This window comes from Citrobacter amalonaticus (assembly GCF_018323885.1).
Lineage (GTDB): Bacteria > Pseudomonadota > Gammaproteobacteria > Enterobacterales > Enterobacteriaceae > Citrobacter_A > Citrobacter_A amalonaticus.
Genome location: NZ_AP024585.1, coordinates 3,565,678 through 3,583,696, shown reverse-complemented (window position 1 = coordinate 3,583,696; position 18,019 = coordinate 3,565,678). Strand labels below are relative to the sequence as shown.

20 protein-coding genes are annotated in these 18,019 nt (G+C 54.9%); 6 read left to right on the top strand and 14 right to left on the bottom strand.

Translation table 11 applies throughout. The features are described from left to right. Window positions 1-9: 9 nt before the first annotated feature. The 4 genes from nrdE to KI228_RS16950 all read right to left on the bottom strand — a co-directional run bounded on the left by nrdE (window position 10) and on the right by KI228_RS16950 (window position 3,401). On the bottom strand, window positions 10-2,154 hold the full coding sequence (gene nrdE / locus KI228_RS16965; protein WP_061069692.1) for a class 1b ribonucleoside-diphosphate reductase subunit alpha: 2,145 nt from the start codon (window positions 2,152-2,154) through the stop codon (window positions 10-12). After that, the gene (nrdI, locus tag KI228_RS16960) at window positions 2,127-2,537 is read right to left on the bottom strand and encodes a class Ib ribonucleoside-diphosphate reductase assembly flavoprotein NrdI (RefSeq protein ID WP_044326900.1); all 411 of its coding nucleotides are present in this window, start codon (window positions 2,535-2,537) and stop codon (window positions 2,127-2,129) included. Before nrdI ends, nrdE begins: the two co-directional genes overlap by 28 nt. Next, complete coding sequence (gene nrdH / locus KI228_RS16955) at window positions 2,534-2,779, bottom strand: glutaredoxin-like protein NrdH (protein WP_044266583.1); 246 nt, start codon at window positions 2,777-2,779, stop codon at window positions 2,534-2,536. The genes nrdI and nrdH overlap by 4 nt, the downstream gene beginning before the upstream one ends. A gap of 190 nt (window positions 2,780-2,969) precedes the next feature. After that, the gene (locus tag KI228_RS16950) at window positions 2,970-3,401 is read right to left on the bottom strand and encodes a carboxymuconolactone decarboxylase family protein (protein WP_044255114.1); all 432 of its coding nucleotides are present in this window, start codon (window positions 3,399-3,401) and stop codon (window positions 2,970-2,972) included. A gap of 88 nt (window positions 3,402-3,489) precedes the next feature. On the opposite strand from KI228_RS16950, the gene pdxR reads away from it, so the two are divergent. Further along, window positions 3,490-4,833, top strand: coding sequence for a MocR-like pyridoxine biosynthesis transcription factor PdxR (gene pdxR, locus KI228_RS16945; RefSeq protein WP_061069693.1), 1,344 nt, complete (start codon window positions 3,490-3,492; stop codon window positions 4,831-4,833). A 55-nt stretch (window positions 4,834-4,888) separates the two neighbouring features. Here pdxR and KI228_RS16940 read toward each other — a convergent pair whose 3' ends face one another. Further along, entirely contained in the window at window positions 4,889-5,215 is a 327-nt protein-coding gene (locus KI228_RS16940) for an ElaB/YgaM/YqjD family protein (RefSeq protein WP_042999636.1), read from the bottom strand. A 161-nt stretch (window positions 5,216-5,376) separates the two neighbouring features. Here KI228_RS16940 and KI228_RS16935 point away from each other — a divergent pair, with 161 nt between their 5' ends. Beyond that, on the top strand, window positions 5,377-5,721 hold the full coding sequence (locus KI228_RS16935; protein WP_042999637.1) for a DUF2002 family protein: 345 nt from the start codon (window positions 5,377-5,379) through the stop codon (window positions 5,719-5,721). 34 nt (window positions 5,722-5,755) lie between these two features. Here KI228_RS16935 and alaE read toward each other — a convergent pair whose 3' ends face one another. Continuing rightward, the gene (gene alaE / locus KI228_RS16930) at window positions 5,756-6,205 is read right to left on the bottom strand and encodes an L-alanine exporter AlaE (protein WP_042999638.1); all 450 of its coding nucleotides are present in this window, start codon (window positions 6,203-6,205) and stop codon (window positions 5,756-5,758) included. A gap of 471 nt (window positions 6,206-6,676) precedes the next feature. Between alaE and stpA the strand changes: the two genes are divergently transcribed. After that, window positions 6,677-7,078 carry a DNA-binding protein StpA gene (gene stpA / locus KI228_RS16925; protein ID WP_061069695.1) on the top strand — a complete coding sequence of 134 codons (402 nt, stop codon included), beginning with the start codon at window positions 6,677-6,679 and terminating at the stop codon, window positions 7,076-7,078. Window positions 7,079-7,121: 43 nt separating this feature from the next. Here the strand turns inward: stpA and KI228_RS16920 are convergent, their stop codons facing one another. Then, window positions 7,122-7,649, bottom strand: coding sequence for a rhodanese family protein (locus tag KI228_RS16920; RefSeq protein WP_044255122.1), 528 nt, complete (start codon window positions 7,647-7,649; stop codon window positions 7,122-7,124). Between the two features lie 9 nt (window positions 7,650-7,658). Then, a complete protein-coding gene (locus KI228_RS16915; RefSeq protein ID WP_042999641.1) occupies window positions 7,659-7,958 on the bottom strand; it encodes an ArsR/SmtB family transcription factor in 300 nt (99 codons plus the stop codon). A 181-nt stretch (window positions 7,959-8,139) separates the two neighbouring features. Here KI228_RS16915 and KI228_RS16910 point away from each other — a divergent pair, with 181 nt between their 5' ends. Both KI228_RS16910 and lysM read left to right on the top strand, forming a co-directional pair. Then, entirely contained in the window at window positions 8,140-8,310 is a 171-nt protein-coding gene (locus tag KI228_RS16910; RefSeq protein ID WP_042999642.1) for a YqaE/Pmp3 family membrane protein, read from the top strand. Between the two features lie 123 nt (window positions 8,311-8,433). Continuing rightward, window positions 8,434-8,883 (top strand): peptidoglycan-binding protein LysM, encoded by a 450-nt coding sequence (gene lysM, locus KI228_RS16905; RefSeq protein WP_061069696.1) that lies wholly within the window; start codon window positions 8,434-8,436, stop codon window positions 8,881-8,883. A gap of 6 nt (window positions 8,884-8,889) precedes the next feature. On the opposite strand, the gene csiR is transcribed toward lysM, so the two are convergent. From csiR to glaH, 6 genes are all read right to left on the bottom strand, one after another. Continuing rightward, the gene (gene csiR / locus KI228_RS16900) at window positions 8,890-9,582 is read right to left on the bottom strand and encodes a DNA-binding transcriptional regulator CsiR (protein ID WP_042999644.1); all 693 of its coding nucleotides are present in this window, start codon (window positions 9,580-9,582) and stop codon (window positions 8,890-8,892) included. Window positions 9,583-9,627: 45 nt separating this feature from the next. Next, entirely contained in the window at window positions 9,628-11,028 is a 1,401-nt protein-coding gene (gene gabP, locus KI228_RS16895) for a GABA permease (RefSeq protein ID WP_044327460.1), read from the bottom strand. Between the two features lie 129 nt (window positions 11,029-11,157). Then, on the bottom strand, window positions 11,158-12,441 hold the full coding sequence (gabT, locus tag KI228_RS16890) for a 4-aminobutyrate--2-oxoglutarate transaminase (RefSeq protein WP_058586992.1): 1,284 nt from the start codon (window positions 12,439-12,441) through the stop codon (window positions 11,158-11,160). 22 nt (window positions 12,442-12,463) lie between these two features. Beyond that, the gene (gabD, locus tag KI228_RS16885; RefSeq protein WP_042999647.1) at window positions 12,464-13,915 is read right to left on the bottom strand and encodes an NADP-dependent succinate-semialdehyde dehydrogenase; all 1,452 of its coding nucleotides are present in this window, start codon (window positions 13,913-13,915) and stop codon (window positions 12,464-12,466) included. Between the two features lie 24 nt (window positions 13,916-13,939). After that, the gene (gene lhgO, locus KI228_RS16880; RefSeq protein WP_141227634.1) at window positions 13,940-15,208 is read right to left on the bottom strand and encodes an L-2-hydroxyglutarate oxidase; all 1,269 of its coding nucleotides are present in this window, start codon (window positions 15,206-15,208) and stop codon (window positions 13,940-13,942) included. Between the two features lie 18 nt (window positions 15,209-15,226). After that, entirely contained in the window at window positions 15,227-16,204 is a 978-nt protein-coding gene (glaH, locus tag KI228_RS16875) for a glutarate dioxygenase GlaH (RefSeq protein WP_042999649.1), read from the bottom strand. A 273-nt stretch (window positions 16,205-16,477) separates the two neighbouring features. Here glaH and KI228_RS16870 point away from each other — a divergent pair, with 273 nt between their 5' ends. Next, window positions 16,478-17,977, top strand: a complete 1,500-nt coding sequence (locus KI228_RS16870) for an alpha/beta hydrolase (protein WP_061069698.1) — start codon at window positions 16,478-16,480, stop codon at window positions 17,975-17,977. Window positions 17,978-18,019: the final 42 nt, after the last annotated feature.

Sequence of the window (18,019 nt, the reverse complement as noted above, 5' to 3'; positions counted from 1 at the left end):
CCGGTCTCCTTACAATGCGCACGAAACGCAGCCTTCAATTTCTGTACCTTCCAGCGCCAGCTGTCGCAAGCGAATGTAATATAACGACTTAATGCCTTTTCGCCAGGCGTAGATCTGCGCTTTGTTGATATCGCGGGTGGTGGCGGTATCAGGGAAAAACAGCGTCAGCGACAGGCCCTGATCGACGTGTTTAGTGGCTTCGGCGTAGGTATCAATGATTTTCTGTGCGCCGATTTCATACGCGTCCTGATACATATCCAGATTCTCATTGGTCATGAACGGGGCCGGATAGTAGACGCGCCCGGTTTTGCCCTCTTTGCGAATCTCCACTTTCGAGACAATCGGATGAATGCTCGACGTCGCATGATTGATGTAGGAGATCGAACCGGTCGGTGGCACCGCCTGTAAATTCTGGTTGTAGATGCCATAGCGCATCACTTCGTCGCGCAGATACAGCCACATTTCACGCGTCGGCAGCGTGATGCCGCTACGGGCAAACAGCGTCCGGACTTTCTCGGTTTTCGGCGTCCAGTTCTGCTCCAGATACTGCGTGAAGAACTCGCCGCTGGCGTAGCGCGACTGCGCAAATCCGGCAAAGGTCTGCCCACGCTCGCGTGCCAGCAGCATCGACGTATGCAGTGCATGCCAGGTAATGGTGTAAAAGTAGAGATTGGTAAAATCCAGTCCTTCTGGCGAACCATAGGCGATGCCTTCGCGCGCCAGATAGCCGTGCAGGTTCATCTGTCCCAGTCCGATGGCGTGGGAGGCGGCATTACCGGCGACAATCGACGGGACGCTGTGGATATGGCTCATATCTGATACCGCCGTCAGCCCGCGAATCGCTGTTTCGACCGTCCGGCCAATGTCCGGAGAATCCATGGTGTGGGCAATATTCAGCGAGCCGAGGTTGCAGGAGATGTCATGCCCGGTCTGGGCGTAGTCAAGATTCTCCTCGTAGGTAGAGGCGCTGTTGACCTGCAAAATTTCCGAGCACAGGTTGCTCATATTAATGCGACCCGCAATCGGGTTGGCGCGATTCACCGTATCCTCATACATCATGTAGGGATAGCCGGATTCAAACTGAATTTCTGCCAGTGTCTGGAAAAAGTCGCGGGCGTTAATGTATTTTTTGCGCACTCGCTCGTCGGCGACCAGTTCGTCGTATCGTTCGCTTATGGCGATATCGCCGAAGGGCTTACCGTAAAGACGCTCGACGTCATACGGTGAAAACAGCGCCATCTGCGCATTCTGTTTGGCCAGGCGGAAAGTGACGTCCGGGATCACTACCCCTAGTGAGAGCGTTTTAATGCGGATCTTTTCGTCGGCGTTTTCGCGTTTAGTATCGAGGAAACGCAGAATATCCGGATGATGCGCATGCAGATAGACCGCCCCCGCCCCCTGACGCGCGCCTAGCTGGTTGGCATAGGAAAAGGCGTCTTCCAGCATCTTCATCACCGGGATCACCCCGGAGGACTGGTTTTCGATGCGCTTGATGGGCGCACCGGCTTCGCGCAGGTTAGAGAGTAAAAACGCCACGCCGCCGCCGCGTTTGGAGAGCTGAAGCGCGGAGTTCACCGCCCGACCGATCGACTCCATGTTATCTTCAATCCGCAGCAGGAAGCAGGAGACCAGTTCGCCGCGCTGCTGTTTACCGCAGTTTAAGAAGGTGGGCGTGGCGGGCTGGAAACGCCCTGAGAGCATCTCATCGGTGAGTTGTGACGCCAGCGCTTCATCCCCCTGCGCAAGTGTGAGCGCAACCATCACCACCCGGTCTTCAAAGTGTTCCAGATAGCGTTTGCCATCAAAGGTTTTCAGCGTGTAGCTGGTGTAAAACTTCCAGGCACCGAGGAAGGTCTGGAAACGAAAACCGCTGGCGTGAGCGCGGGCAAACAGCGACACCACGAAAGCGCGATCGTAGCGTGCCAGAACGCTTTCGTCGTAATACCCTTCGCGTACCAGCGTTTGCAGACGTTCCTCCTGACTGCTAAACGTGACAGAGTGGGGGCCAACATGGGCGGTAAAAAAGGCGTCGACCGCCTGCCGGTCCTTATCGAACTGAATACGGCCTGCTTTATCGTACAGATTCAGCATGGCGTTCAGTGCATGGTAATCCAGCGATTCCTGCGTTACGCGTTCTGCGTTTGTCGTTGCCAAAATTCGCTTACTCCTTTTCGAACGTTGTCGATGTCGGCGGGGGTTCCCATCAGTTCAAAACGATAGAGCCAGGGTACGGCACATTTTTGGGCGATCACTTCCCCTGCGCGACCATACGCCTCGCCGAAGTTACGATTGCCAGAGGCAATGACGCCGCGAATTAACGCCCGGTTGTGAGCATCATTTAAAAAGCGGATCACCTGTCGCGGCACTGCGCCAGCCGTGCCGCCGCCACCGTAGGAAGGCACCACCAGAATGTAGGGATCGTCTACCCGGATCCGTTCGCGTTCATTCAGCGGAATGCGAATGGCGGGCAGCCCCAGACGCTGCATAAAACGGTGCGTATTTTCGGAGCTGCTGGAGAAGTAGACGAGCGGGTTCATGCGCTGGCTACCCGAGGCTCTGGATGCAGACGGTTGATCATATCCGGACGAAATCCTGACCAACGGGTTTCGCCGGCAATGACCACCGGCAACTGGCGAAAACCTTCTGCGCGCAGGGTATCCGCTGCTTCCGGCACCAGATCGACGTTTATCATCTCAAATTCAAATCCACGGCTTTCCAGCGCCCGTTTAGTGGCGTGGCACTGAACACAATCATTTCTAGTGTAAATAGTAATGCGCATGATTCGTATTTCCATTTAAAATGAAAGAACGGCGCGATAAGACGCGTCGGTTTGGGTGTGTACTGATAGAGGGAATACTAGATGTAGTTGAAATAAGTTTCAACCATACAAGATATGGGAATTATCGATTAATTACTCCCCACCGATGAGCCTGGCGGGGAGCGGGAGTTTGTGCTGAAAAATCGCCGGATTACATCCGCATGCTAACGGCCAGGCGGTTGAAGCAGTTCATCAGACCGATCGCAAAGGTCAGGTCGCTGATTTCGCGAGCGCTAAAATGCGTAAGCAGCGGCAGATAAACGTCATCTTCAGCATGGGTTCTGGCGATATCGGTCACCGATTCAGCCCACGCCAGCGCCGCTTGTTCCTGCGCGCTGAAATGATGACTCACTCGCCAGCCGGCCAGCGCGTCCAGTTTACTTTGCGTGACACCCGATTTACGCAGCGCCTTGCTGTGCATTTCCAGGCAAAATGCGCAGCCGTTGATCTGCGAAATACGCAGGTAAATCAATTCCATCAGCGTGGTATCCAGCGCGCTGTTTTCCAGTGCCGTTTTCGCTTGTACCAGGGCGTTATAGACTTCAGGGCTGAGTTCATAGTAGGGCTGGCGTAACGTCGTCATGGTGCTTCTCCTCGTGTTGATGGCCGGCAATGTAGCACTATAATGGACTGCAAAAGAGAGCCATATTTTTACGAAAAAAGCAGACCATATGCCGCGCTATCAGCAAATTGCCCGTCAGTTAAAAACGGCCATTGAACGTGGGGAACTCCAGCCCGGAGCCAGACTACCGTCCAGTCGTACCTGGTCACAGGAGCTGGGTATTTCGCGCTCGACGGTGGAAAACGCTTATGCGGAGCTGGTGGCACAGGGCTGGCTGGAGCGGCGAGGGCAGGCGGGAACGTTTGTCAGCGCACAGTTGCATCCGGAACAGACGTACAGCGAACCGGTGGTCTTTGCCGGAGAAAGTACCGTTCCTCAGCCCTTTCAGATGGGGCTTCCTGCACTGGATCTCTTCCCGCGAGACATCTGGGCGCGGGTGATGGGGCGACGACTGCGCACGCAGACGCGTTTTGATCTGGCTCTCGGCGACGTCTGCGGTGAAGCCGTGTTACGCCAGGCAATCGTGGACTATCTGCGCGTGTCGCGCAGTATTGACTGTCTGCCCGAGCAGATTTTTATCACCTCAGGCTATGCGGCGTCGATGACCCTCATCCTGTGTGCGCTGGCCAAGCCGGGCGATGGCATGTGGATTGAAGATCCCGGCTTTCCGTTGATCCGTCCGGTGATTGAGCAGGAAAATGTCGCGCTGCTGCCGGTTCCGATCGATGACGACGGGTTGAATGTGGCGACCGGGATCCGCGATTATCCGGATGCGCGTTTTGCGCTACTCACTCCGGCCCATCAAAGCCCGCTTGGCGTCGCGCTGTCGTTAGCCCGGCGTCATCAACTGCTGGAGTGGGCATCACATACCCAGGCGTGGATTATTGAAGATGATTACGACAGCGAGTTTCGTTATCACGGTAAACCGCTGCCGCCGCTGAAAAGTCTGGATGCGCCACAGCGGGTAATTTACGCCGGTACGTTCAGCAAATCGCTGTTTCCCGCCTTGCGCTGTGCATGGCTGGTGGTGCCAGTAAACCAGGTGAGTCGTTTTCGTCAGCAGGCGGTACGGATGGCCTGTAGCGTGCCGCTGCTCTGGCAGCAAACGCTGGCGGATTTTATCCGTGATGGGCATTTCTGGCGGCATCTGAAAAAAATGCGTCAGCACTATGCGCAGCGAAGGCAATGGACGGAAAGGGCACTCGGCGAACAGGGATTTCACGTTGTACCCCAACAGGGCGGGATACAGCTGGTGATTACTGTTGACGGTGACGATATCGCGCCGGTACGCAAAGCCAATGAGGCGGGCCTGGCGGTCCAGGCCCTGAGTCGCTGGCGGTTGAATACATCGGGGATGGGAGGGATTTTGCTGTCGTTCACTAACATCGCTTCGCCTGAAATCGCAAGACAGGTGGCAAAGCGGTTGCGACAGGCCATTCAGTCAGCGCTTTAGTCGAGTTTATGCCAGGCCGGATATACGTAAACGCTATCCGGCACCGGCCTCATCCTTAGCGACGAAGACTCAGCAACGCACCGACGAAGATCCCCACCGCCGCCGCCGTACCGATGCTACACCAGGGTTTATCACGCACAAACGTATCGGCGCAGCCTACGGCGTCACGGGCGGCTTGCTGCACGCGCGTCCGGCCATGCATTTTCGCACGCGTCTCTTTCAGTAGGGCCTGTGCTTTACGCCGTGCGGTATCTGCTTCATCCTTCGCATCGCTGCCCAATGACTTCAGTACGGCTTCCAGACTGTCGGCTAATTGATTGACGTCATTATGAATATCCTGCACGCCATCATCTACGTCGTTTCGGTTCGGTCGGTTAAACATATGATCCTCCAGTGATTTCGATGTGACTTTCAGTTTAGTCGATATTTTTAACTTCTGAGACGCCTCACGGCGTTATTGCGCGTTTATGGACTTTTCTGAAAGCGTTGCCAATGCTGAATCAGGTAAGGTAAGCCCGCAGTAAAAGATAACGAGGAAAAAATATGTATTTACGACCTGACGAGGTGGCGCGCGTACTTGAAAAAGTGGGGTTTACCGTTGATGTGGTAACACAGAAAACGTACGGTTATCGACGTGGCGAGAATTATGTCTATGTTAATCGCGAAGCGCGTATGGGACGCACTGCGCTGGTGATTCATCCGACATTAAAAGAGCGCAGTTCTTCGCTGGCTGAACCGGCATCTGAAATTAAAACCTGCGACCATTATCAGCATTTTCCGCTTTATTTAGCCGGGGACACCCACGAACACTACGGCATTCCTCACGGCTTTAGTTCGCGTATTGCGCTTGAGCGTTATTTGAATGGACTGTTTGGCGAGGCGAGTTAATTAAGCGACTGGCACAGCCAGTCGCAAAGTCGTTTCAGGCTTTAACCTGTTGGTAGCGACTCACCTTAAACAGGCGGCGGCAATAATCGAGGAAATAGCCATATACCGCCCCCATCATCATCGATATTACGATATTAGAACTGACTGCGGCGGTAATTTGATGCCAGTCAGCGCCCACCGTCAGCAGAATAGCGACATAAACCGGGGACTGGAAGGTGACATAAGCCAGTACATCCGCCAGGTTTTTCAGCCACCCCGCAGAACCCACTTTACGCGACGCCTTCATAAAGAGATCACGATACATTCCATAGGGCCAGGCGATCAGAATGTTGACCGGAATGGCGACCAATCGGGACGAAAGTGATTGCTCAAAGGTCATTCCGGAGAGGAAGATCTCGATCAACATGTTCACGACAGAACAATAAACAACCATCGCGAACGTGTCTGCTACAGCATGACGCAAGCGTGACTGTGGTGAGAACATGCTAATGCTCCTTGTAAATAAGGGGTAAAATTGCCGTTAAATAAGTTCGTGTTAGTGTTTTGTTGTGGTGTTTTTGCTTAATGCTAGAGTATATTGCTGCATTGTAACTATCAACTAGCGAAATATTTTTATTTTGACGCTTTTTGTCGATAAAATACTCTGTAACCGCCTGATTTTTGTACCGGATAGAGTTTTTGTTGTTTGTGTATTTTAAATCATTAAAAATCAAGATGTTATGTTGGTGTTCTGATTGAGGGATTTCCCTGTAAGGCAAAAACCGCATTCTATGTTCGATGAGCCGGTATGGAGGTTATTCGTCAGAGAATGAGAAAATGAGCCGGAATATTATTTAGCGTATATTAACGGGAGGTGGTATTTCCTCTGTTATATTCCAGGGGCTGGAAAATGTTCTAATAATATAATAGACTGCACAGTGTAATAATTTTTTTGCGTTAAAGGATTTTAATTATTATGAATTTGATGTTACAGAACTTAAATAATATTCGTAAATTACGCGCCATGGCTCGCGAATTCTCCATTGACGTTCTTGAAGAAATGCTGGAGAAATTCAGGGTCGTCACTAAAGAAAGACGTGAAGAAGAAGAACAGTTACAGCGTCAGCGCGCTGAACAGCAGCAGAAAATTAATACTTTGCTGGAACTGATGAAGGCCGACGGAATTAGCCCGGAAGAGTTGTTCGGTAATGACGCCGCGGCCATGCGAGTGGGTAAAAAACGCCAGCCGCGTCCGGCGAAATATCGCTATACCGATCTTAACGGGGAAAGTAAAACCTGGACCGGTCAGGGGCGTACGCCAAAACCGATTGCCCAGGCACTGGCGGCAGGTAAATCGCTGGACGATTTTCTGATCTAATTCTGTAAGCGGTGAGGTGTTCCTCACCGCTTATTTCCCGTGATTATTGAGGACGGCGATTCCACGGCATTTTGTCGAGCAATCGCGCCATGCCGCAAAAACCAGTCAGTCCGGCGAACAGCAACCCCGCACCTACAAAACCGCTGAGCAGGAAAAAGCCGCTGTTGACGCTATATCCCAACACTACGCCCAGTAAGGCCAGCCCGCCTGCGGCAATTTGTACCTGACGCATCAGCGGAAGCGGCTGTGATTTATCTTCTGCCGTGGGGAAACCCGCCGCTTTCCAGCCGTCAATGCCCCCTTCCAGCAACAAAGCTTCAGCCGGTGCGGCAAGAGCCTGCAAGGTAGCCGCATTGTTTTGCGTTCGTTTTCCGGACTGACAATGGAAAATGACGCATTCACCTCGCAGCCTGGCAGGAAAGCCCCCCTGTTCGAGCGTACTCAGCGGTGCGAGATGGGCCTGCGGAATATGTTCACGCAGATATTCGTCGGCATCGCGAATATCAATCAGTCTGGCGCCTTGCTCAATACGGGCCTTTGCGTCGCGCGGGGAAATCGTCCCGATGGTCATGTTCACTCCTTATGGACAATAGACGTTTTTCAATGTGGCAATGAGTGAATTCACCGCTGCATTTTTAATGAAATAGAGGATGCGCTGAGCATCGCGCTGGCTGCCAATCAGCCCTTCTTCGCGCATTTTTGCCAGATGCTGTGAAGTGGCCGAGGGACTTAACCCGGTGGCGCGTGCCAGATCGCCCGCGCTGGTGCCCGGTGAGCCGCAAAGCATACACAGGATCAGCAGTCGCTTAGGGTTGCTCATTGCTTTCAGCAGGGCCGCCGCCTGTTCCGCGCTGGCCTGGAGTTGTTCGAGTTCGCTCATATTTATTTTAGTGTTTTCTAAATTAAGTAAAGTCTAAAATAAAAATGAAGCGACTGCCAGTGTAAAAATCGTAAAAGAGGGTAAAAGCGAGAGTGATAACTGGCAATCTCCGCTAAGCTCGCTACGCTTAGGGATAAAATCCCTTTTTAAACAATGAGTAATTTTTCTTTTTGGAGTGTATATGGGTTTCTGGAGAATTGTATTTACGATCATTCTGCCGCCGCTGGGGGTCCTGTTGGGTAAAGGATTCGGCTGGGCGTTCATTCTTAATATCGTTCTGACCTTACTGGGCTATATTCCGGGTTTAATTCACGCGTTCTGGGTGCAAACCCGTCCTTCATCTCTTTCTTAACCGCCATGATACCGCCCGATAGCGTGACGTTATCGGGCCACACCGGTCGCCGCGCCGTCAGAATTTTAAGCGAAACTTTCTGCTACACTTCCTGAGTGTTTATTGTCAACGATCGAGGTGGATATGGGACTTTTCAACTTTGTAAAAGACGCCGGGGAAAAACTGTGGGATGCAGTAACCGGTAATCACGATAAAGACGATTTAGCAAAAAAGGTGCAGGACCATCTGCATAAAACCGGTATTCCGGACGCTGACAAGGTGAATGTACAAATTGCTGATGGCAAGGCGACGGTGACGGGTGACGGATTAAGTCAGGAAGCGAAAGAAAAAATCCTGATTGCGGTCGGGAATATTTCCGGGATTGCCAGCGTGGATGATCAGGTTAAAACCGACGCGCCTGCCGCCGAGAGTCAGTTCTACACGGTGAAATCCGGCGATACCCTGAGCGCTATTTCGAAACAGGTTTACGGCAATGCCAACCTGTATAACAAAATTTTTGAGGCGAATAAGCCGATGCTTAAAAGCCCGGATAAAATATATCCCGGCCAGGTGCTGCGTATTCCGGAAGAATAAGCGCCGTCAGGATTTTTGCGCCAGTAGTTTACCGGTCATGGCCTGCTGGATAATAGGTATCGGCGTCAGTAAATGTTGGCGCATGAGTTCACTGGCGCGCGTCGCATCGCGCGCCAGAATTGCCTCCGTTAGCGTCTGATGCTGAATGTGTTTATCCTCCAGCATTTCAACCGACAAGACCGTTTTTCGCAGCCAGATAAACCGATAGCGCGCCGCGAGATCAAACAACCGTTCACGCATTTGCAGCAGATACTGCGAACCGCATCCGGCAACAATAGCGGTATGGTATGCCTGATGGCGTAAATCCCACTCATCCAGCAGGTGTTCGCTGGCGTCGCTGGCCTCTAGCTTGCTGAGCATGTGGGCGCGGGCGAGGATCTCAGCTTCCCATTCGTCACCGCCGCGTTCAATCGCCAGACTTACCAGCATGGCTTCCATATTGGCCCGGGCGTCGAAAATATCGAGCAGTTCCTGCTCTGACATGGACGCCACCCGATACCCTTTTTGATTCACCACCGTGACCAGCCGTTCCGCCACCAGATGAGAAAGCGCCTCCCTGAGCGGCCCAACGCCAAGAGAATAGCGTGAAGTTAATAAACTCATGCGCAGTTTTTCATCAGGTTGATAAACACCACGGATAATATCGTTCTTCAGCCAGCGGTATCCATCTATGGCCGTCGGATGGGAAATGGCGGTCATGGTCTTACTCCTGAATCGTGTTCCCGGCCTGCGCCGGGAAATCATTTAACGGGTATTTTGCAGCGGTGTCTTTTGCCACAATACCAGTTTTTTCCAGCGCGACATAATCGGCACGGTGCAAATAATCCCCAGCCCCAGCAACCCTGTGGAAATCACTTCCAGCTGTTGCGCCGGGCGGAAGAGCATCACAACCAGCACAAAGATGATAAAGCCAATCACCAGCCAGGTCAGCCATGGATAGAGCCACATTTTCAGTTTGATCTCGCCGCCTTCCGCCAGCAGGATTTTGCGCATCCTCAGCTGAGAAACGGCGATAACCAGATATACCAGTAGGGCGATGGCGCCGGAGCTGTCAATCAGGAACTTAAACACTTTTGCCGGGGCATAATAGTTCACGACTACGGTTAAAAACGCCGCGCCTGTCGAGAGTAACACCGCCACCCAGGGGGTTTTGCTGCGATTGATTTTACCCATCATGGCTGGCGCGTCGCCACGGCGGCTCAGGGAGTAGAGCATTCGCGACGCGGTATACAGCGCAGAGTTCAGGCAACTGGTTACCGACAGCAGGATCACACAGTCCATGATCAGTTTGGCATGCGGAATATGCAGCAGTTCCAGCACCGACTGATAGGAACCTACCTCTTTCAGACCCGGCATGTTCCACGGAATCAGGGAGACGACGACAAAGATCGAACACAGATAAAAGATCGAAATACGCCAGATGACCGAGTTAGTGGCGCGGACGATGTGCTTATCCGGCGTGTCGGATTCGGCAGCGGCGATGGTAACAATCTCAGCGCCCATAAAGGAGAACATGGTGATCAGCATGGCGCTTAGCACCGCGCCAAAGCCGTTCGGCATAAAGCCGCCGTGATCCCACAAGCGCGAAATACCGCTGACTTCAGCGTAAGGGTAAAAACCGCTGATCGCCGCGGCACCCAGCGCGATAAAGGCGAGGATGGCAATCACTTTGCACAGCGCCAGCCAGAACTCAAACTCACCGTAATTTTTGACGCTCAGCAAATTACTGCCGGTTAACGCCAGCGTGATGACCAGCGAGAACAGCCAGATCGGGACGCCGGGGACCCAGGAATTGAGGATGATGGCGGCGATATTCGCTTCAAGCGGGATCACCAGCACCCAGAACCACCAGTACAACCAGCCGATGGTGTAGCCTGCCCAGCGTCCGATGGCTTTATCGGCGTACGTGGAAAAGGAACCGGTGTCCGGCGTGGCGACGGCCATTTCGGCCAGCATCCGCATAATCATCACCACCAGTAACCCGGCGAACAGATAGGCCAGCAGGACCGCGGGCCCGGCCTGGGCTATCGCCACACTGGAACCCACAAACAGACTTGCGCCGATAACCCCGGCAATAGACAGCATGGTGACGTGGCGTGATTTCAGCCCGCCCCCTAAATCATGTGATTGCGACAGTTGCCCCATCTTATGACCTCTTTATTGTTATTGAACCGTTTGCCGGATGGCGGCTCCGCCTTATCCGACCTTCAGAGGAGAGGTTTTCCAGGCCGGACAAGACGCCGAGGCATCTTGTCCGGCAGCGCTACAGGCGTGTTAACCGTGTTTCGCCTCATCAAAACACTGGGCGATAATGTCCAGCCCCTGGCGGATTTGCGCCTCTTCAATGGTGAGCGGAACGAGGATGCGCAGCACGTTGTAGTACGGCCCACAGGAGAGCAGGATCAGACCTTTGTCGCGGGCGCGCGCGACGATCTCTGCCGTCAGTTTTGCATCCGGCTTGTTGTGGTCGCCGTCTTCAAACAGTTCGATGGCGATCATCGCCCCCATTCCACGGACATCGCCGATTTCACGATGCGTTTCGGCAATCGCCAGCAGACCGTTGCGCAGGGTTTTGCCGAGTTCGTTGGCTTTTTGCAGCAGATTTTCCTGCTCGAAAATGTTCAGGACCGCCAGCGCGGCGGCGCAGGCAATCGGGTTACCGGCATAGGTGCCGCCCAGTCCACCCGGCGGGATGGCGTCCATGACGTCGGCGCGTCCGGTGACGCCCGCCAGCGGGAAGCCCCCGGCAATGGATTTGGCGAAGGTGGTGATGTCCGGTGCCACGCCCATCTGCTCCATCGCAAACAGCGTACCGGTACGCCCCGCACCGCTCTGTACTTCATCGGCAATCAGCATGATCCCGTGTTCGTCGCAAATCGCGCGCAGGCGCTGCATAAAGGCCGGAGAGGCGGCGTAAAAACCGCCTTCGCCCTGTACTGGTTCAATCACGATGGCGGCGATATCTTCCGGCGCGGCATCATTTTTAAAGATGCGGTGAATGCTGGCGATGGCGTCATCTTCGCTAATGCCGTGCAAGGCGCACGGATAGAGCGCGCGATAGACGTGACCCGGCATCAGCCCCATTCCGGCGGAGTACGGGTTCACTTTCCCGGTCAGCGACAGGGTGTAGTGAGTGCGACCGTGGTATGCACCGCTAAAGGCGATCGTCCCCGTCCGTTTCGTTGCCGCGCGGGCGATCTTCACAGCGTTTTCTACCGCTTCGGAACCGGTGGTGACCAGCAGGGTCTTCTTGGCGAAGTCGCCCGGCACTTTCTGGTTCATGATTTCGCACAGTTGCAGATACGGCTCATAGGCCAACACCTGGAAGCAGGTGTGGGACAGTTTTTTCAGTTGCGCTTCGACTGCCGAGACGATCTGCGGGTGCAGGTGTCCGGTGTTCAGCACCGCGATGCCGCCAGCAAAATCCAGGAATTCACGGCCTTCCACATCCCAGACCCGGCAGTTTTCCGCGCGCGCGGCAAAGATCGGATGAATTTGTCCTACGCCACGCGGGACGGCATGAGCGCGACGCTGCATTAATTCGTTATTGGTGCTCATCAGGTGTTCTCCAGTTGATTTATTATGAAAGGCCAATGCACAGGTATTTGATTTCTAAGTAATCTTCGATGCCGTATTTGGAACCTTCACGGCCAAGACCGGAGGCTTTGATCCCGCCAAACGGCGCGACTTCGTTCGAGATAATGCCGGTATTAATGCCGACGATGCCGTACTCCAGCGCCTCGCCAACGCGAAAGACGCGGCTCAAATCGCGGGCGTAGAAATAGGCCGCCAGACCAAACTCGGTGTCGTTGGCCTGTCTGATCACGTCGGCTTCATCACTAAAGCGGAACAGCGGAGCCAATGGACCGAAGGTCTCTTCTTTGGCGACCTTTGCGTTGTCTGGCACGTCCACCAGAATGGTGGGCTGGAAGAAATTACCGCCCAGCGCGTGCGGTTTTCCGCCGGTGATGATGCGCGCCCCTTTTTCCAGCGCATCGGCAATATGCTCCTGCACTTTGGCGACCGCTTTCTCATCAATCAGTGGGCCGGTAGTGACGTCGGGTGCCAGACCGTCACCGAGATGCAGTTTTTCCACCGCCTGTTGCAGCTTCTCCGCAAAGCGCTCATAAACGCCGTCCTGCACATACAGACGGTTGGCGCAGACGCAGGTCTGTCCGGCGTTGCGGAACTTGGACGCCAGCGCGCCTTCAACCGCTTTATCGAGGCAGGCATCGTCAAAGACGATAAACGGCGCATTACCGCCCAACTCCAGAGAGACTTTTTTGATGTCTTTGGCGCACTGTTCCATCAACTGACGACCAATCTCCGTCGAACCGGTGAACGACAGTTTGCGCACCAGCGGATTGTGGGTCAGTTCGTTACCGACCGCGCCCGCCGAACCGGTGACAACACTGAATACGCCCGGCGGGATCCCGGCGCGGTTTGCCAGTTCCGCCAGCGCCAGCGCGGAGAACGGCGTCTGGCTGGCGGGTTTAAGCACCATCGTGCAGCCAGCCGCCAGTGCCGGACCGGCTTTGCGGGTGATCATCGCTGACGGGAAGTTCCACGGCGTAATGGCGGCAGTAACGCCAATCGGTTGCTTAATGACGATCAGGCGTTTGTCGGCCTGGTGTCCGGGTATGGTGTCGCCATAAATGCGTTTGCCCTCTTCGGCAAACCACTCAATAAAGGAGGCGGCATAGCTGATTTCCCCTTTGGCTTCTGCCAGCGGCTTGCCCTGTTCCAGGGTCATCAGGCGGGCGAGATCGTCCTGATGCTCCAGCATCAGATTGAACCAGCGACGCAGAATATTCGCCCGCTCTTTGGCGGTGAGGTCGCGCCAGGCGGGCAGCGCGCGGTTAGCGGCCTCAATGGCGTCGCGGGTTTCCGCGCTGCCCATTTTCGGCACGCTGCCCAGCGTCTTGCCGTTGGCCGGGTTGGTCACCGCAATGACTTCGCCGCTATCGGCATCGCGCCACTGGCCGTCGATCAAGGCCTGCTGACGGAACAACGTCGGATCGTTTAGTTGCATGATGGCTTCCTGTCTGAAAAAAGGTTAACGGGTGAAAGCGGCGTGTAAGGTGTCCACGCTACGTGCCGCACGCAGCGTGCGTCCGGGGTTGCTCTGGTTTGCCAGCAGCGTTTGTACCTGGCTGACGATGTGTGCGCCGATAGGCAGCGCTGACGTCGCCGCCGGGGAGGCGGCATTGCAGGTGTGGATCGATCGCGGTGTGGTGACAAACAGAAAATCGTCAATCAGCTTGCCGTCCGGCGAAACGGCCTGAGCGCGGACGCCTGCAGGCCACGGTTGCAGATCGTTTAGCGTCAGGCTCGGGCAGTACTTTTGCACCAGTCGCAGATAGCCACTCTTGCACAGCGAGTTTTTCATTTCGCTTAAACCGGCGCGCAGGTTGTTTTGCAGAACCCGACGAATGCCGGAAGAACCGAGGATCTCCAGCGTATCGCTGAGCGAAAAGTCGCGTTTGCGATAGCCCTCGCGCTTAAACGCCAGCACCGCATTCGGCCCAACCGTGACGCTGCCGTCGATCATGCGGGTGAGATGGACGCCGAGAAACGGCATCGCCGGATCGGGGATCGGGTAGATCAGATGGTTGACGATATGGTTGTGTTCCGCCGCCAGGCGGAAGTACTCGCCACGGAACGGGCAGATGATAAAACCTGGCTCGACGCCGAGCATTTTCACCAGCCGATCGGCCATCAGTCCGGAGCAGGTAATTAGCGTCGACCCTTCACATTCCTGTCCCTGGCGGGTACGCACGACCACGCCCGAGGCGTGCTCTTTCAGAGCGCTGACGTCGGCGTTGTAGATAATTTCGCCGCCTCTGGCCTGGAAGATTTTCGCCATCGCCGCCGTGACCTCCCGGTAGCTGACGATCCCGCTGGACGGCACAAAAATGCCGCCGAGTCCGGTGATGTTTGGTTCGCGCTCGCGCAATTCCTGCGCATTCAGCCACTCGCGTTCTAAGCCATTCGCGGCGGTGCGATCCCACAGGGCGCGCATCCGTTCCATTTCCTGTTCAGAGGTGGCGACCAACATCTTGCCGCAGGTGTCGTAGCGGATGCTGTTTTGATCGCAAAAGGCTTTGGTCGCACGGTTACCGGCGAGACAAAACTGCGCTTTCAGACTGCCGGGAGTGTAATAGACCCCGGCATGGATCACGCCGCTGTTGTGGCCCGTCTGATGACAGGCCGGGCCGGACTCTTTTTCCAGCAGCGCGATGCGAGCGTCCGGATAGACCTCACTTAACTGCATGGCGGTCGACATGCCAATAATGCCGCCGCCAATAATCACAAAATCATACATCCGCTTGTTCCTTCACGCTTACTGATGCGTCTGGTAGTGGTGGGTGGAATAAGCGAAGTAGCCGCGCTGACGCATGAGTTCGCGGCGCAGGTCCGGGTGCGAGGTAAAACGATCGCGTCCGTGTAGCCAGAACAGGTTGTTGATCAACAGGAATTTACCCACCGAAACCGGAACGGACAGGATGCTTTTGCTGGTTTCCAGCGCATCAGACAGCTCGCTCAGCCAGACACCTTCTTCAAAATCTTTTGGCTGCACAAACTGGTCGATGTAGCGCATAACCGGGCGGCCCTGTTGGTCGACGTCAAATACCGGGTGGTACACATCATGACTGACGTTCTTGCTGGGCGGCGCAGCGAAGCGCATCGGACGGCGCGCCAGTGGGTGGCTGAAGTACTCGTCAAGATGTTCCCAGTCGTCAAGATGCAGCAGCAGCGAGTTGCCGCCGGTCATGTTTTGCTCGTCGATTTTCATCATCAGCACGTAATCGGTGATCTCTTCGACGTAGGTGCCGTCGTTATGCAACTCCATTACGCGGTGTGGCTGACGCAGATAGCTGTCTGAGTTATCGACGTTTTTTACCACAAAGCGCGCATAATACTGACCGCTCATGGCATCAAAGTTGGAGCGTCCAACCAGATGGGCCACCGCGGTTGCCAGTTTGACCATATCGTCAGCCTGCGCCACGTTATCGATGCCTTCTGCGTTGATCAGTAACGCGCCCTTTGCGCGATCCAGCAGCGTTTTCAGCAGCAGCGGCTGCAGCTGGTTGTCGCACAGATCGTCAAGGATCTTGCCCACTTTGAAGCGCAGGAACGATTTGTATTCCAGTGCCTGCACCGGCCATTGCGCGACCTGCCGAAGAAAGTGTTCTGTCGTCCGGGCGGAAAAGGTCAGCTCCAGCAGACGTGGGGATTGGGCTGACGGTTTCAGCGTAAATCCGTTGCCAGGTTGGCCTGGATCTTCAGCGTTTGGTTTAACGGCAGTCAGTGCATTCATCAGAATCGATCCTCTCAGTAGATGGTCAGGGAGACATGGCGAAGCTCATTTCGTAGCCATAAATTAAAAATATCTACATTTTTAGAAAGCGTGCACAAAATGAACTTTTTGTTTCTTTTTTGTGATCAAAAACAACAAATATTGAACATTATTAAATGCAGGGGTAAATGCATGCGTATCGGGAGAAAATGGCGGAAAAGGTTGAGGAAACCGCCGGTTAGCCTACACTAACGCCGGTTGCGGTGTGTCTGATGAGCGAGGTTCGGGATAAACATGTTGCTTAAAAACCTCTTCCGTCGGGTGAAGTGGGTCAGTTCCGGCCTGTTGGCGCTGATCAAACACGTGGTGCTGACGCTGCTGGTGGTACTGATTATTTTTCTCGGCGTGCGGGTGTATCAGACAGAGAGTGGGCCTGATCTTCATTCCTGGCATACCTGGCACGGGAATGAAATGAGCGCGGCGGCGCTGGATAACGCCACCTTTGCGCAGTATCAGGTACGGGAAGCGGCGCTGTTTGCCGATCTACAAAAACAGGTGGGCGATACGCTGAGCCCGGATGAGCAGACGCCGATCAACCGTTTCTGGTCGGGCAGTCGGGTTGCTCCGGCGCAATTTACCCCCAACTGGAACCGCTCATTCGTGTTGATGCCGCAAGGCAAACCGCGCGGCGTTGCCGTGATGCTCCACGGCCTGACCGACTCGCCCTACAGCCTGAAAGATATCGCCCGGATCTACCAGCAGCAGGGATTTATCGCCGTGGTGCCACGCCTGCCCGGACACGGCACCGCGCCAGGCGCGTTAACGGCGGTCGACTGGGAAGCGTGGCTGGCCGCGACACGTCTGGCGGTGCGTGAGGCGACGAGACTGGTGGGTAACGAGGTGCCGCTGCATCTGGTGGGGTACTCTAACGGCGGCGCGCTGGCGCTGAAATACACGCTGGACAGTCTGGACGACGCCACGCTGCGACGTCCGCGTCAGGTGGTGTTGCTGTCGCCGATGATTGGCGTCACGTCATTCGCCCGTTTTGCCGGGCTGGCGGGGTTACCGGCGCTGTTTCCCGCGTTTGCCAAAGCCGCGTGGCTCAACGTCACGCCAGAATTTAACCCCTTCAAATACAATTCGTTTCCTGTCAATGCGGCGCGGCAGTCTTATCTGCTGACCAAAGCGCTACAGCAGCAAATTGTCCAGGATGCGCAGACTATGCGACTTCACGATCTGCCGCCGGTGCTGACCTTCCAGTCGGTAATGGATTCCACCGTCAGCACCCAGGCGGTAGTGGAGTCGTTGTATCGCTATCTGGGACCTAACGGCAGCGAACTGGTGCTGTTTGATATCAATCAGGCGGCTAACCTGCGCCCTCTGCTGCGGACATCTTCTTATACCGCCGCCGCGACGTTGCTGCCCTCCGTACCGCGAGCTTACCGCACAACGGTGGTCACTAATGCCACGGCAGAAACGCTGGCCGTGGTGGCGCGTGACACCCTCGCCGGAACGCGTGATGTGCAGGTTCAGCCGTTACAGGAGGCCTGGCCGCAGGAGATGTATTCGTTGTCGCATGTGGCGGTGCCCTTTCCACTGACCGATTCGTTGTATGGGTTGAAGCCGGATGTGTTGAATCGCTATGGGCTGAGCATTGGCACGATTGCGCTGCGCGGAGAGACCTCCACGCTGCTGGTGGGGCTGGATACGTTAATGCGTGTCACCTCGAATCCGTTCTTTCCCTATATGAAGGAACGGATTGAGGCGGTTATCGGAAGGAATGTTAAGAATTGAGACTGTTGCCGGATGACAACGCGGCGTGTTTTATGCGGCCTG